11 protein-coding genes and 2 tRNA genes are annotated in these 15,722 nt (G+C 35.6%); 4 read left to right on the plus strand and 9 right to left on the minus strand.

Annotated features, from left to right (window positions below; all coding sequences use genetic code 11):
• On the minus strand, positions 1–246 hold the full coding sequence (locus H4J73_RS02680) for a glutaredoxin family protein (protein WP_182181052.1): 246 nt from the start codon (positions 244–246) through the stop codon (positions 1–3).
• Positions 246–2,381, minus strand: coding sequence for a bifunctional 23S rRNA (guanine(2069)-N(7))-methyltransferase RlmK/23S rRNA (guanine(2445)-N(2))-methyltransferase RlmL (gene rlmKL, locus H4J73_RS02685; protein ID WP_182181053.1), 2,136 nt, complete (start codon positions 2,379–2,381; stop codon positions 246–248). Before rlmKL ends, H4J73_RS02680 begins: the two co-directional genes overlap by 1 nt.
• Positions 2,382–2,745: 364 nt before the next feature.
• Here rlmKL and H4J73_RS02690 point away from each other — a divergent pair.
• Together H4J73_RS02690 and H4J73_RS02695 are read left to right on the plus strand one after the other, a co-directional pair.
• Positions 2,746–2,822 (plus strand) — tRNA-Met (locus H4J73_RS02690).
• A 124-nt stretch (positions 2,823–2,946) separates the two neighbouring features.
• Positions 2,947–3,023: transfer RNA gene (locus H4J73_RS02695), tRNA-Met, on the plus strand.
• A gap of 280 nt (positions 3,024–3,303) precedes the next feature.
• Here the strand turns inward: H4J73_RS02695 and H4J73_RS02700 are convergent.
• The 5 genes from H4J73_RS02700 to H4J73_RS02720 form a co-directional block, all read right to left on the minus strand.
• Positions 3,304–4,350, minus strand: a complete 1,047-nt coding sequence (locus H4J73_RS02700; RefSeq protein ID WP_182181054.1) for a metal-dependent hydrolase — start codon at positions 4,348–4,350, stop codon at positions 3,304–3,306.
• Positions 4,351–4,685: 335 nt separating this feature from the next.
• Positions 4,686–5,549 (minus strand): prohibitin family protein, encoded by an 864-nt coding sequence (locus H4J73_RS02705; protein ID WP_182181055.1) that lies wholly within the window; start codon positions 5,547–5,549, stop codon positions 4,686–4,688.
• Positions 5,550–5,844: 295 nt separating this feature from the next.
• Positions 5,845–8,337, minus strand: coding sequence for a hypothetical protein (locus tag H4J73_RS02710; protein WP_182223695.1), 2,493 nt, complete (start codon positions 8,335–8,337; stop codon positions 5,845–5,847).
• A 477-nt stretch (positions 8,338–8,814) separates the two neighbouring features.
• Complete coding sequence (locus tag H4J73_RS02715) at positions 8,815–9,279, minus strand: hypothetical protein (RefSeq protein WP_310649691.1); 465 nt, start codon at positions 9,277–9,279, stop codon at positions 8,815–8,817.
• Between the two features lie 44 nt (positions 9,280–9,323).
• A complete protein-coding gene (locus tag H4J73_RS02720) occupies positions 9,324–9,803 on the minus strand; it encodes a 2OG-Fe(II) oxygenase (protein WP_310649690.1) in 480 nt (159 codons plus the stop codon).
• Positions 9,804–10,209: 406 nt separating this feature from the next.
• On the opposite strand from H4J73_RS02720, the gene H4J73_RS02725 reads away from it, so the two are divergent.
• Entirely contained in the window at positions 10,210–11,445 is a 1,236-nt protein-coding gene (locus H4J73_RS02725; RefSeq protein WP_182181058.1) for a hypothetical protein, read from the plus strand.
• Between the two features lie 37 nt (positions 11,446–11,482).
• Here H4J73_RS02725 and H4J73_RS02730 read toward each other — a convergent pair whose 3' ends face one another.
• Together H4J73_RS02730 and H4J73_RS02735 are read right to left on the minus strand one after the other, a co-directional pair.
• A complete protein-coding gene (locus H4J73_RS02730; protein WP_182223697.1) occupies positions 11,483–12,922 on the minus strand; it encodes an NAD-dependent succinate-semialdehyde dehydrogenase in 1,440 nt (479 codons plus the stop codon).
• Positions 12,923–12,965: 43 nt separating this feature from the next.
• The gene (locus H4J73_RS02735; protein ID WP_182181060.1) at positions 12,966–13,493 is read right to left on the minus strand and encodes a DUF3750 domain-containing protein; all 528 of its coding nucleotides are present in this window, start codon (positions 13,491–13,493) and stop codon (positions 12,966–12,968) included.
• A gap of 440 nt (positions 13,494–13,933) precedes the next feature.
• Between H4J73_RS02735 and H4J73_RS02740 the strand changes: the two genes are divergently transcribed.
• Positions 13,934–15,151 carry a DEAD/DEAH box helicase gene (locus tag H4J73_RS02740; RefSeq protein WP_182223698.1) on the plus strand — a complete coding sequence of 406 codons (1,218 nt, stop codon included), beginning with the start codon at positions 13,934–13,936 and terminating at the stop codon, positions 15,149–15,151.
• The last annotated feature ends 571 nt before the right edge of the window (positions 15,152–15,722 follow it).

Consider the following 15,722-nt stretch of genomic DNA (forward strand, 5'->3'; position numbering starts at 1 on the left):
CTATCTCAACTCTACTACTTGTGATTGTTCGAAAGGCCAGAATAACGTTGTATTGTCACTCAGACGCTCTAATACGGGAATATGAACACCGTATAATTTTACTAAGTTATTTTCACTTCCTTCATCGCCATCAATAATATCTACTACCCTAAGTTGGTGTTCGGGAATGATATTAGCGATTAGTGCTAAAGCTTGCTCACAAAGGTGGCAACCTTCACTACTATATAAGTGAAATAATACGGTCATTATTTATTAACTTTTTTACGGGTAATTAACCAACTGTTATGAATATGCTTATTGCGCTGAAAATCTTTATCACGCGTTAACTCAGAGATTGATTTAACCTCAAAGTTTAAAGCGGCTACTGCGTCGAAATCCATTTTAAAGTTTCGCTTATTATTGGTAAAAATCAGCTCACCATTTTCAGCAACACATTTCATCGCGTCAGTGATAAGTGAAACATGATCGCTTTGTACGTCGAAGCTGTCTTCCATACGTTTTGAATTTGAGAAAGTTGGCGGATCAACAAAAACAACATCGTAAGTGCTTCTGTGTTCTTTTAACCACGTTAAACAATCTGCTTGAATAAATTGGTACTTATGACCAGACAATTTGTTTAGCGCAAAGTTTTCTTGTGCCCAATTCAAATAAGTATTCGACATATCAACAGTTGTAACTGTTGCTGCACCATGAAGTGCTGCTTGTAAGGAAACAGAACCGGTATAGGCAAACAAATTGAGTAATGTTTTATTCTTTGATTTTTGAGCAACAATTTGTCTTGTTTTACGGTGATCTAAAAATAAGCCGGTATCGAGATAATCCCACAGGTTTATTTTTAATTTTGCGCCATGTTCAGTAATAATCATTGACTGCTTACTTTGATCAACACGCTGATATTGGTCGCTACCCTTTTGCTTAGCACGGGTTTTTAATATGACTTTATCGGTAGGTACGCCAAGTACCTTAGGTGCAAAATAAATAACTTCTTGCAAACGTTTAGCTACTTTACTTTCTTCAATAATCTTAGGTGCTGAATATTCTTGGATAACTAAGTAGTCACCGTAAACATCAACCGCAACATTATATTCTGGAATATCAGCGTCGTATAAGCGGTAACATTCAATATGCTCTTTTTTAAGCCAACCTTTTAAATTCTTTTTATTTTTCAATAAACGGTTGCCAAAATCTGAATCTTTATCTTCAAACTCGGTATCATTGCTTTGCCCTGAAGCTTGTTTTTCATCAACGTTATAAAGTGCTAACTGACAATCTAAAGGACCATTTTTAAATTTATAGCGTTTATGACTGGCAAGTTTCATCATAGAAAGCAATTCAACATTCGCTGTTAAAATTGCAATACGCCAGTCAACAAACTGTGCTTTAAGTTTACGACCTAATAAAACAAAGTTTTCTACAAGCTCAGGTAATTCACCAATACGTTCGCCATAAGGAGGGTTAAGTAAAAACGTTCCGTTGTGACCAAAACCATTATTAAGCGCATTAATATCTTTACATGAAAACTCAATAAATTTCTGTACACCAGCATTTCGCGCATTAACTTGTGCGGTATTTATCACTCGACTGTCAATATCTATACCAAAAACCTTCGTCTTTAATTGCTCAAGGCCTAAATGTGATTTTTGTTTAGCTTGTGTCAACTGTGCTTGCCACGGGTAAAGTTGATGACCTAACCAACAATCAAAGCCCCACTTTACTCTGTCGATACCTGGTGCATAGTCAGCTGCCATCATTATCGCTTCAATTAAAATAGTTCCTGAGCCACACATTGGATCAACAAGCGGCTTAGATGTATCGTCTAACCAACCTGAACGGGTAATAATAGCAGCAGCTAAATGTTCTTTTAATGGTGCTGCACCAGAATGTTCACGATAACCTCGCTTAAATAAACTACGCCCTGAAAAATCGAGATAAATAACGACGTTATCTCTTAACAAACGTGCTTGGAAACTAATATCCGGAGCGCTTTTATCAACAGAAGGTCTGTCCATGCCTTGATCACGAAAATGATCAACTAAAGCATCTTTTATAGTCAGTGCGCCAAATTGTGTATTTCTAATTTCATCACTTGAACCGACAAAATCAATAGCAAAGGTATGGTTACTCGAAAATTGCTCTGACCAATTAACGGTTGTTGCTGTTGCAAACAACTGGTCTTTATTCATAGCATCGCCTTCGGCAAGCTTTAATAAAATTCGCGTTGATAAACGACAATAAAGGCAAATTTTGTACGCTTCTTCAATTGTCGCTGTAAAATATACGCCTTCAGGCTTTTGCACGACTTGTGATGCTTTTAAATCTTTTAGCTCTTGGGCTAATAAAATTTCTATACCAGGAGATGTTAATGCTAAAAATTGCTGCATGAGTGTTTTCCAGACCGATTTATGACCGCGATTATAAACAAAGACGTTAACTACTTATATAGAGACATGTATAAAACACTCATATTCTCCGATATATATTTTAAAATATTTTCAATAACGGTGTTGACCTGTAATAAAAGGTCATTAAAGCAGCTTTTAGTCTACAATTAGGGCAATTTAAAGGCGTTTTTTGATAGATGTAAAAATGTTAAAGAAACGCCTTGCAATATGATGTAACTATCCTTAAGATACGCCTCGCTTTCAAGGGCAGATGTTTTTGAAATGCATTCGTTAATAACACGAATTAAAACAGTTATGGCTTGTTTAAGTAAATCCTTTATCGGAAGTATTTAAACCATTCGGACGCGGGATGGAGCAGTCTGGTAGCTCGTCGGGCTCATAACCCGAAGGTCGTCAGTTCAAATCTGGCTCCCGCAACCAACTTAAGATATAAGTATAAAATCAGGTCGTCAGTTCACTCTTCAAAGATATGGGCTGCCACAACCAATTCTTCTAAAGAGAATTAAAACCTTTAGGGCTTCCTACTTATTGTAGGTCATTCGGACGCGGGATGGAGCAGTCTGGTAGCTCGTCGGGCTCATAACCCGAAGGTCGTCAGTTCAAATCTGGCTCCCGCAACCAATTTAAGATATAAGTATAATATCAGTTCGTCAGTTCCCTCTTAAAGATATGGGCTCCAACAACCAACTACGTTTAAGTATAAAAACATTTTACCGAAGTTCGTAATTTCCCTCTTAAAAAATCACATGTTAAATATCAATAATTCTATTCCAAGTAAATATTCATTTTATTAATAAATATATGTTTAAAATCATAATTATATGATGGTAATGACTTTATAAAGTATGGAACGGGTATATAGATAATTAAACATTCCCGTATTATAAACTTCCTTATAAAATTAACTTTCCCTATTGGCACACACACCGTTTTTCTTTACGGGAGCCAATGATACTGAAGGATCCAAAATTCTATCCCAAACACGGCCAAGCATACTTAAATCAGGTCTATCACTTACTTTTTCAATATCACTCTTAACAATTCCAGTACTTGTTTGTGCGCCGACAATAAAATTGAATACATAGCTACACTCTGCCCCCATACGTAAATCAGATAAAACAATATTGTGATCTTCTTCTTTCACAGAATAGAAGCCTTTAGTGAACCATTGAAGCCTCTGTACATTCCAGTCGTCTTGAAGATTTATAAGCAAAAGATCTGAAGAATTATAGGCCACTAAACTCACATCCGATGCCGAGTCAAACACCGAGACATAACCCTCGTAATATTGACCATCCGACATCACCAATATTCGCCAAAGTAAGGTGGAAAAAGGTGCTGGTGTACTCAAATAATGATCTGCTTTTATTTGCTTATCGTTTAGGGCTACTGCTACTTTCTCGTCTATATAAAATTTTGCCATCAAAGACCAACAAATATAAAGGCTGCTTATGACTAGTGCACAATGATTAATTTTTGAGGCACTTGTAGGCTTAACACTAGGCAGAAAAATAACAATAAACGACAACAATAGTGGCAAGGTATACATGGGGTCAATAATAAACAAATTAGAAACCGCAAAGGGATACTCAGTAATTGGCCACAACAATTGTGTACCATAAACGGTAAAGCTATCTAAAATCCCATGGGTAGATAAACAAAGGAAAACCAAGCAGAACCATTTATTTTTGTAAATGGCAGTAGTTTGATGATATTTAATGAGTAACCAGGCAATAAAAGGGCTGATTAGCAAATGTACTAATAGCGAATGGCTAAACCCTCGATGGTAGGTAAAGGCTTCTACTTCACCACTGTATGGGAGAAACACGTCTAAGTCAGGTAAAGTCCCTAAAATAGCGCCATAAATAGCAGCTTTATGGCCAACTTTGTTGCCTAATACCGCATAACCGACCGCGCCACCCAAGACAACTTGTGTTAATGAATCCATAATAACCTTGTTAATTTAATAATTATTTACGTTCTATACGCCTCAACCATCAATCCTAGATCAGTAAAGGCATCCAATTTATGTGTTATTAGCCATCAGCGTCTTCAAGGACTGATAAGCGATTTTTGCAGGGCTCACTCAAAACTCGAAATTGTCTCATTTTTTACAAAACATCAATACAAAGTAGCGATTTCATTTTTGAAGTAACATAATTTTATCCTTCGTTAGGTGGTAAACTGAGGCCATTATTTACCTGTTCACTAACCTTTGAAAAGTAACTCTGACAGGATAAAAAAAGCCGCAATTAAGCGGCTTATATTATACTGACATCACCTTTATTTTGCTCTCATGTCCAATATTGGCATATTACTGCTGCCTAGAATTGTCGCTGGAAGCTTTCCATCCCAGTTTTGCGCTTCGGTGAGTTTAACAATTAAAGGATTATTACCCAACGCTTTAGCTTTAGCGGTAATCGCTTCTGCCTCAGCTAAACCTTTAATTCGAATTGATTCAGCCTCTGCTATAGCAACTAATTTGATACCATCAGCTTTAGCTTTAGCCGTGTTTACATCACGTTGCGCTTCTAAGTTTTGACGAGCTAGTTTATGTTTTTCCGCATCAGCTAGATTTTTTTCTGTTTGCTTAGTTTCAATAGAGGTTAAGTACTTAGTCGGTAATTGAATATTTTCAATTTGAATGTTATCAACAGTAACGGGGAAATCTTTCATTTCTTCGATAAAACTCGCTTCAATTGCCTGTATTGCACTCGCTCTATCTTGTATTAATTTTTCTGCATCATACTGAGGGATAACGTCTTTGGTAGCGGATCTAAAGCGCGGATCAAGAATTCTATTCTCAAATTGCTTTAAACCACCATATTGACGAAAAAGCTCAAGAGCAGCTGTTTTATCTACCGTCCAGTTAACAGAAACAATAACTGTTACCGGCATTTGCTCTTTGGTGCTTGATGCCATTTTTTCTTCGTTTTTACGTGTTCTGACTTCTATTTCTTCAACACTATCAATAAAAGGAACTTTGAAATGCAGACCCGGGTTAACTTGCTCTTTGGCTTCACTAAATCGTTTAACAATACCGATGTGACCTTCATTTACTGTATATACAGAACTAAAAAATAGGCTTGCTGCAATCGCTACCGTTATGAGTGTTTTCGTTGGGATATTAAATTTATCTATATTCACTTTTTTACCTCAGGGTCTTCTTTATTAGGTGTCGCTATTAATAAACACATTTTTAAATATTACAGCACGTTATTCGCTATAGACAGACCATAACCTTTTAGGTTGCTTGAGGTCAAACATCTGCTAATAGCAGACTTCAATCAATATATAAGTACAATTTAAATACATCTGTGCTTTATTACCTGCAAGATAATAAGCAATGACTAAAAGTAATAGTAATGAAGTGAACAAGCTAAACACAGGAAATTTATTGTCATAAAAAGCAGGAGACATATACTGGTGGGTTATAATTATTTTATTTTGTATTGCTGATCATTTTGATGGCGATGTCAGTTAAATCAGTTACTTCTCCTATACCAATAGTACTTTCTAACTGAATTTCAAGGTCATGAGCCAAATCTTTATCTAAACTTTTTAGGTAACTTATTTCGTCACGATAATACATATTTTGTACTTTATCACTTTTTTTCAGTTCTACTTTTAAAATTGCAGGTTTACCATGACTAGAAACTTTATTGGTATATTCTTTTAGTTGATTAGACTTCTTTAATACAGATAAATCACGATACCAGAATGAGTACTCTTCATTTTCATTTTTATCTTTAGGCAACACAAGGATATAAAAAGCGCGAGCTGATAAATTTTTATAAGCAAGTACCGCAATAATCGATAAACAAGACTCTCTAAATTTTTGATTACTTAACAAGTTAAGGATAATCTCCTCACTATTTTCGTTTTTATAAATAAGATGTTTGAGTGCTGAGTTACCACTAAAGCTCGCCGCATTGATATATTGTTGGTGCTTCGTCGCTTTTAAGTAAAAGGGAATAGAGAAGTGATTATGTGCATATATGTTTCTCATCGCTTTTTGCAAGCCATAAATACGACTACCACGCTTTCCGCAGGCTTCAAGGGTATCAACATGCTGATAAATATACTTTCTTATTGCTCTACAGGCTAAATGCTTACTCTCTATAGTGTTCATTAATAACCTGACTGCGCCATGACTGTCATAACCTAGGACAACATACTTTTGTTTTTTAAATGAACGTTCTTGTTCGTTAAAAGGTACGATTAATTCAATTTCAATTTCTTCACCTGCTTTAAATTTAGTTTTTTTTACCAAGTTAACTAATAGCCCTTGTACAGAAATATTTTTAGTTATGCCCGGAATATTTGTAACGACATTATTACTACGTGTAATTGCCATTTTAAAAGCTAAGACGAAGCGATCCTCACTTCTTAAGTCATCATTTTCAGCCGTTACTATTTCAGTGTCATCAAGTGAGTCAATCGCGCTGAGTTGATAACGCAGGGGTAATAAATCCTCTAATTCAGTAATATTGCCATTCACTGGTTGATATATCGTTTCATAAAGGCTGGTAATATCTGAAATTGTGATCATATGATCACAATCACTGATCATATCTAAAGCTGCTCTAGGGATCGCCCTATTTAATACCGCCATTTTAGGATGAACATGACAGGGTAACGCAGAGGGTACATAAGCATCTTCTTCGGAATTAATAAACGACGACGATATTTTGACTACCCTAAAAAGACCGTTTTTGAAAAAATTATTAAAAACAGACTTAGCACTTCTATTATTCACAAAGTCGTCGTACCAAATAAGTGAATACGTAAAACTACCTTTATGACTAGATTTTAATAATAAAGCATACTTATCAACGGTATTTCTTTCGTTTAACGCCTGCTGAATATCTTGATTTCCAAGCAGCACAGGTAAATGAAAGTTTTGCTTTATATCACTAAAAAAATTCCATAATTCGTCATTACCTGAGGTTTTCATTGCTACTTTAGCATGCCATATCTTATCTTTTTTATAGCAAAGTAACGGAATATCATGAGTTTTATTTAAGTAAAGTTGCTCGTAACCTTTAGACGTTACCGAATCAAATAATGGGGTGATAAAGCGCTCTGTCGGCCCTACGATGGCAAGTTTTTTTTGTCGTAAATAATGAGCGAATAAAACACGCATTTGTTGATCAGTTAGTGGGCTTGAAAATTTTAACAAATATTCAAAGCTATTATTCACTTTAGATTTTTGACTATCAATAATTAAAAAACCAAGCTCAAGTTCTTCCGTAAAATCGATTTCTTTATGATGGTCAAATAGCCATAAATAGACTTTATTAACATCTACATTTTTTAATTCATGTGACGTTTGAATAATAACCTTTTGGTTATTCATCTTTTCAATAATAGCGGTAATACCAACTTCTTTTTTTCCTTGCGTTGTCATCCCCATAATTGGATTGATAAAGACTTTACAAGAAGAGTTAAGCTTCTTTAACTCGTTAATTATTCTATTTTTATTAACTAAGGGTTTAGGTTCAGTTTTATCTATTCTAAACTCTGAAAATTTACTTTCATTTTCACTCTCTCCTCCGCTGACACTTTTATCTTTATTCGACGCCCTAAGTTGTGCATCTTCATAAACTTCATAGTACATCGCTGTCGTATAAAGATTTTGGTATTCAACAAGTTTTTGGTTGAATAACTCCCAGCCTGCACAGTCAAGATAGTGTTTGACTTTATTATGTTCAAACATTTCGCAATCAGAAAAAATCAACCGTAAATCAATAGATTTAGTTGCTTGTTTGGCAAGCTTTTTGATTTCATCTTTAACAGCGAGGTGTCGACTAGCATCTTCTTCAGGTAGGAGTTTTTTAACAAGATACTCTAATCTGTCGTTGCTGGCATAAGGAACTAAGCTTAATATTTGCTTTTCAAATCTTTTTAAGTGAGGACTTATGACACTGCTCATTAATCGTTGTACCTCATATTTTTAACAGAATTACATTAGAAGGGATCCAATCAATAACTCGTTAATGTTACTCATTAATGTTACTCGTTAAATCTTAGTGCATATTATCGAATAAAGGCTAAATAAATGTACCCATAACGAATAATAGATCTATCAAGTATATATATATTGGTTCCACTGTCACGATACTTTAATGCTTTTTAAGTATCTGTTTAAATAAAACAGAATGTTTTTTAGCCTAAAAAAGGAGGGTTTTATCAATAAATGAATACTTACACCGCCAATAACAAAGTAAAAAGCGTAAGTATCTCTTTTAAAAATTAAAAGCTTAAATCATTAACCTCAATAGTTTGCTTTATTTTATGATGAGGAATCGGGTTAATGAGTATAAATTAGTTTATCAAAAAGCATTTAATGAATACTAGTCGTTGATCAGCCAAAAAGTAACATCAATGACGAGAAACGAGACGCCTTTATTTACAAATCGGTTGTTCTAATCAAAAAATAGGAAGGCCAGATCTCTCGAACCTCACTTTCCCAATGAGGGTCAACGTTGCCATTAGGTGATTGTAAAAACCAATATCTCGCCCATTTATGAACAACCTTACCTGATTTACTTAATTTTAATGGCGAAAATCGGCGCTGATAAAACCTACCTTCATACTCAACAACCGCGTTATTTTTAGCTCTTTTATATAAGCCCTCTAATACTGCACTGATTAGCTCTACCGATGATAATGCCAATATGCCTTGTTCTTTTAAGCAAGCGAGTATCGCTGCTTTTTTTATACTTTCCTGCATATAATCATCAATGTAGGGTGTATAAACCATGCCCGTCAAACCATAAATAGAGACTCTTTCTCTATCAGCTAAAGCTTTTAAAGGTATAATTGACTGATTAATATCATGTAATTCGCTGATAATATGCAACTTGGGGATCACTTTAGACAATAGCTACGCTCTCATGAATTTTCATTAGTTTCTCATTAGCTTGGTGGATCAATATTATTGGCAATGCTGTTATTTAAACGAAACCAGCCCGCTATAGAGTATCTGTCTCGCTTTATGGGTAATACTTCATGTGAAAACTCTTCACTTAAAAATATCACTATTGTGCCAAAGCTTGGTATTACCTTTATTTCACTATTATCAACAACGGCAAAAATGCGAGACTTTTTATCATAAATAACTAACTCGCCACCATCATCTGCAGACGACTGTTGATGGAGATATACCACTACTGATAACACACGATTACCTTCACCTTTTAAGGCGTCTTTGTGCCGCTTATAAAAATCACCTTTGGCATAATGAGCAAAATGACTTTCAAAAGAAAATAAACCGAGAAATAAACGCCTATTCAAATAAGCCTGTAGTGATTCTGTACAGTTTATCCAAGCACAACTTGCTAGATTGTTATGAGTTATCCAGCTAATTTCGTCTGTTCGAATAAAGTCATTAATCATATGACCTTTAGCTCAACCTATACCCGCACGTTTAAATTTACCCGTGGGAAGTTCGATAATATGCTGTAGTAACAAGCATGTTAAATCTTTGGGCAAAGCATAAGGGCGAATACTGTATCCCTTTTCAACGATGTCATCGGATATTCATTCAAACAGTGATATGTTACCGCCAGAATAAGTGGTATGTGCTAGGTTAAACTACATCCTGTCTTAGGAAGTAAAACTAACATTTTATTGATAATCTAATAAAGTTGAATGTAAACCATAATAGCACTTTGACTATATATTAGCGTAAGCTTTCTTAGTAATAAATGGTTTAATAACTTGCTTTGCAAAAAAGCACATTCATTCCTACAGTTAACTATATAAAATTTTCAGTAGACAATAATAAATTCAAGGATCGAATGTGAAAGTTATTAACCAACTGGTGAAAGAAACATCTAAACAATTTTCAACGCATATATTAAATTCAGGAATAAAATGTGGGATCAGTAAAGATATTACGGATCCACAAGGGAAAAGAGTATTTTTAAAAGCAGGAACTGAAATTACAGATAAAATTAAAATAAGATTAGAGAACTTACAAAAAGAAGGCGTTATAGGGCATGAAGATGTTATTTCACTTACTCATAAACAATCGACCCAAGATTTATTAAGTCCTATTCTAGAACTTGCAAAAAAAAACCCCGTATTAAATAATTTTCAATTAAAAGGAACACTTGCAACTATTTCTGAATATATAGAGCAGGACTCCATTCCTAAAGAAATTGTTGATCATCTAAAGATATTTTCACATTTGAACCCTCTAGCTTATGAGAATACATTATTAAACTTAGTTTTTGGCACTCATGTTGGCAAAGCAAATAACTATTCTGCAAACGAATTATTTGAACTAATCTCCGTACTGTTTTTCGAAAATATAGGCTATGCCCGATTAAATAAAAAGATGAAAGACGCACAGTTAGTTCATCCTATTTTAAGCAAAGAAATTGTTAAAATTGCGGGGTTAGAAAATAAGTTAGTGTTAGAGTCCATAGAGCAGCACGAAGAAAAGCTTGATGGTTCTGGGTATCCAAAAAAATTAACACACATGCATGAGTATGCTCAAATTTCACAAATAGCGAACCAATATTCACAAATCACTCAAAAAAGTAAAAATATTAATACTGCCATAGGAGAACTTTGTTTATTGGGTGAAGGATTTGACTTTAGAACGAGTCAAAAAAAAAGTGCTCTTTATTCTTATCAATTACAAAAGCCTCTCTTATCAATCATGCAAGAGAGTATACAAACCAAAGTGCACCAACACGCCTATGGTAATCATTTGTACGACCAACTATCAAAAGTCATTAAATGGACCAATACACTAAATGCTACCAACGCTGAAATGAAGTTCATTCAAGCCAAACTTAGAAGTGCATTATGGATATCAGAGACATCTCAATATCCATTTCAAATTAATCGTGAAGAACTCAAAGATAATCAAATTTGTTCTATGTTTATAAACGACGCCAGAAAATTAGTCCTTCAAATATCTCAATTTGCAAACTACTTCAACCAAATACTTCATTACCCCATTAAAATTGACAACATTTCAACCAATAAAGAATATTTTTTAACGTTAATCAATCCAACAACTTAATAAAATAGTCTTTAGTGGCCAATACAAAATCAGAAAATTAAATACCGCCCATACAAAGATATTTAATTTCTAGATAATCATCAAGGCCATATTTAGAGCCTTCTCGCCCACCACCTGATTGCTTAACACCACCAAAGGGAGCGGCTGCGTTAGAAATTAGGCCCTCGTTAATACCTATCATTCCAAACTCTAATGCTTCTGATACTCGCCAAACACGTCCAATATCACGGGCATAAAAGTAAGCTGACAAACCGTATTCGGTATCATTGGCAATTTCAATGGCTTCTTTCTCTGTTTTAAAACTAATAATAGGCGCCACAGGGCCAAAAATTTCATTGGCAGCAATTGCCATGTCGTTGGTTACATTAGCTAAAACGGTGGGTAGGTAAAAGCAATTACCCATTTCAGATCGTCCCCCTGTCAGTAATTTAGCACCAGAATTAAGAGATTTGGCAACTAACTGCTCGACATCTTCAACAGCTGCAGTAGACACCATAGGGCCAACATACACGTTATTCTCTAAACCATTACCTACTTTCAACGCTTTAACCGCTTTTACAAATTTTTGGGTGAATGCTTCTAAAACGGCTTCTTGTACCAAAATACGATTAGTACACACACAGGTTTGACCGGCATTGCGGTACTTTGAAGCGATAGCGCCTTGAACCGCCGCGTCAATATCTGCATCATCAAAAACAATAAATGGCGCGTTACCACCAAGTTCCATTGATACTTTTTTAACTGTAGAAGCACATTGTTTAATTAAAGCTTTACCCACTTCGGTTGACCCCGTAAAAGTAAACTTAGCCACATCAGGGTGAGTGGTTAACACTTCCCCCATCGCACGTGAGTCGGTTCCAACGACGACATTAAAGACTCCGTCAGGTATACCAGCTTGCTTTGAAAGCTCCGCCAAGGCTAGCGCTGACAAAGGGGTAAGCGAAGCGGGCCTGACAACGAAGGTACAACCGGCAGCTAATGCAGCGGCAGCTTTTCGTGCAATCATTGCATTTGGAAAGTTCCATGGTGTTATCGCGGCAACAACACCTACTGGTTGCTTGATTACAACAATTCGCTTGTCGCTACTTAACGCTTGTATAGTGTCACCATAAACTCGCTTCCCTTCTTCAGAGAACCACTCAATAAATGAGCCTCCATAAACAATTTCACCTTTGGCTTCAGCTAAGGGCTTCCCCTGCTCTAATGTGAGTATTTTAGCTAATTCATCTTTATTTTTTATGACAAGGTCGAACCATTTTCGCATTAATATCGCACGTTCGTTTGCTGGCTTTTGAGACCAAGCAGCTAAGGCCCCCTTAGCCGCTTGAACTGCTTGTGTCGTTTCATCAACGCCAGCATTTGAAACGCTTGCTATTACACTGTTGTCAAATGGATTCGTTACGTCAAATTTTTCCAGAGATGATAACCATTGGCCGTTAATGAAAGAACCATTTTTTAATAAACGTGATTGATGCATAATTTCGCTCTTTGTATATTGTTGTGACACTAAATAAAAAAACTTAGTTTGCGTAGCTACTGCCAATGGCACTTAAAGGGAGTTCTAATTCAAGTTCTGGTACTTGATTACCTATCCAAGCAATAAAAGTATTACTATTAGGGCCTGGGAACATACTGTATTCATGTAACCAAGGATAAAGGGCTATAGCTGATTTAATTTTAGGAATAAGCTTTGCGGCTTTATCTCCTTTAATAGAGAGTAATAATGTAGGCTTTGACCCATACCAATATCTGTCAGGTGTGAGTGTTTCATAGTGCTTTATTGCCGATAGGCCTCGCCTAACTTGCCAACCCGTAACCTCATAAACACTATATTGAGTCGCTTGCTCTTCTTTTATTGCGACCCAAGGATGAACCGCAAACCAACCACGCCAACTAAAAGCGTCAGCAGCATAGAATTCTATAATAGCCCGGTTATCTTCACTCGGTAATGAAGCAATGCCTGCTGGTTCTCGACTAGCCGTGCGCCAGTTGCTATTAGTACAAGCGCTGAGTAGTAATACAACGCAGATAATCTTCCAATATCTCATATATTCTATTCTTATATCTTCTTTAAGCTATAGGCTGTTATTGCCTAACATTATAAAGCTATAGCAATGGTTAATAAAATTAAAAGTAGCAGTTATTTTGTTAGTGGTAAATCTACGAAGACGTAATTTTAACATCAACGTTCAAGAATAATGCGTAGTATTTGTATAAAAGCAGACGTTACCCTTTTTTCTAATGAAAGATGTTTACGACAGAGCGGACGTTAACATCAATAGTTTCCTCGGTTAAGTGCGTCGTTCAAAAGAAATAGATCTTCCTTTAGAAACAAAATCAAAGGGTCAGAACACTTTATTACGGTAGTATTTTTTTTATAAGATATGTTGTTGGAATTCGTTAGACATTGTCACTATGAATACATCTTAATTATGTTAAAACATTCTGTTAGAATAATAGGCTATTGATTAAAGGACACCGAGGCAGCATGTCAGAATTTAAAGAATTTTCACTTTTAGAGTCAATTATTGATCGCGTTACTCTTAAGGGCTATAAAGAGCCCACACCGATCCAAAAAGAATGTATTCCGGCTCTTATTGATGGGAATGATCTGCTTGGTATAGCGCAAACGGGAACAGGAAAAACGGCGGCTTTTTCATTGCCAATTATCAATAATTTTGGTCGAAATAAAATAGAAATAGAAGCTAAGAGTACGCGTTCGCTAATACTAACGCCCACAAGAGAGCTTGCTTCACAAATAATGCAAAACATTGATGACTACTCTGATGGTTTAGGGCTTAAAACTAAGGTTGTTTACGGTGGCGTAGGAAGACAAAATCAAGTTGACTCTATCGCACTTGGACTTGATATTTTAGTGGCCACCCCTGGAAGGTTATTGGATTTAATTGAAACGGGCGACATAAATTTTAAGGCGTTGGAAGTATTTGTGTTAGATGAAGCAGATACAATGCTTGATATGGGGTTCTTTAAGGATGTTCAAACTATTATAGCTAAACTGCCAAAGAACCGACAAACACTATTGTTTTCAGCGACTATGCCTGCTGAAATAGAAATACTAGCGACAGCAATATTAACTAGTCCAATAAAAATTCAAATTACTGCTGAAACGGTTACTATCGACTTGGTTAATCAAAGTGTATACCACCTTGAAAAAGCGAATAAAGTACCTTTACTCTTTAATCTCTTGAAAAATCCTGATTATAAAAAAGTGCTCATCTTTTGTAAAACAAAGTATGGCGCTGACATCATTGTTAAAGCACTAGAAAAAGCATCAATAACTGCCGCGAGCCTCCACAGTAGTAAAACACAAGTCGTTAGGGAAGAAGCCTTACAAAACTTTAAAGATTCTAATCTAAGAGTACTCGTTGCCACTGATGTTGCCGCTCGCGGAATTGATGTTGATAATATTAATTTAGTCATTAACTATAATCTTCCTGAAGACCCAAGAAACTACATACACCGTATAGGACGAACTGCTCGTGCTGGAAAAAGTGGCATGGCAATTTCATTTGCTGTAGAAAACGATATAAGACAATTAATTAATATTGAAAATAGCATAGGGCAAGTTATTCCTATTGTTACAGAACAGCCTTTCCATAAAGAGTTTTCAAAAGCGCCTAAACAAGTCAAAAAAAAGGTAAGTAAAGCAAACAAAACAAATAGAACAAGAAAAAAAAGTAAATAAAGTAAATAAAGACAGGTATAGATTAGCCGGTTAGACTAAAAATATTACCTTGTCTCACGATAGGTTAAACGTGACTTTCTTTATGGTGAAAACAAGCACACCAGGCAAAATTATCCGCATCGCCTGATTGGGGTAAAGAGAAATACCGTATGCTAAGAAATGTTTTACGGTCGGTGCGTATACGGTAATGGGTAACCACAACCATTGGGTGCTATTTATTGATGGGTAACAAACAATATCTTAGCCAACAAACAAAGTGGTTACCCTAAAGAAAAAGCCAATCTATACCCTCAGCGATACGCACAAAGTGAATGTTAACAATTTAACGATGAATGCACCGTTACTGGCTCAGGAACCAGTAATGCTTACGTACAATCAAGCTTAGAGTGTATGACGCCTGCAAGCTCATTGTTGGTGTTGACATCTCTAACCCGAAACGATTAAATCAAAGCAAAAACGACTACTTCAAATACTTTTACCGCATTGATTTACTCGAATAGATTAATTTTCTTTGTATAGGATCGAAAGTTCAGTAAAATAGTGAGTCTTTAACAGTTCTGTAAAGGTTTGT

The sequence above is a fragment of the Colwellia sp. MB3u-41 genome (genome assembly GCF_014076845.1).
Taxonomy (GTDB): Bacteria; Pseudomonadota; Gammaproteobacteria; order Enterobacterales; family Alteromonadaceae; genus Colwellia_A.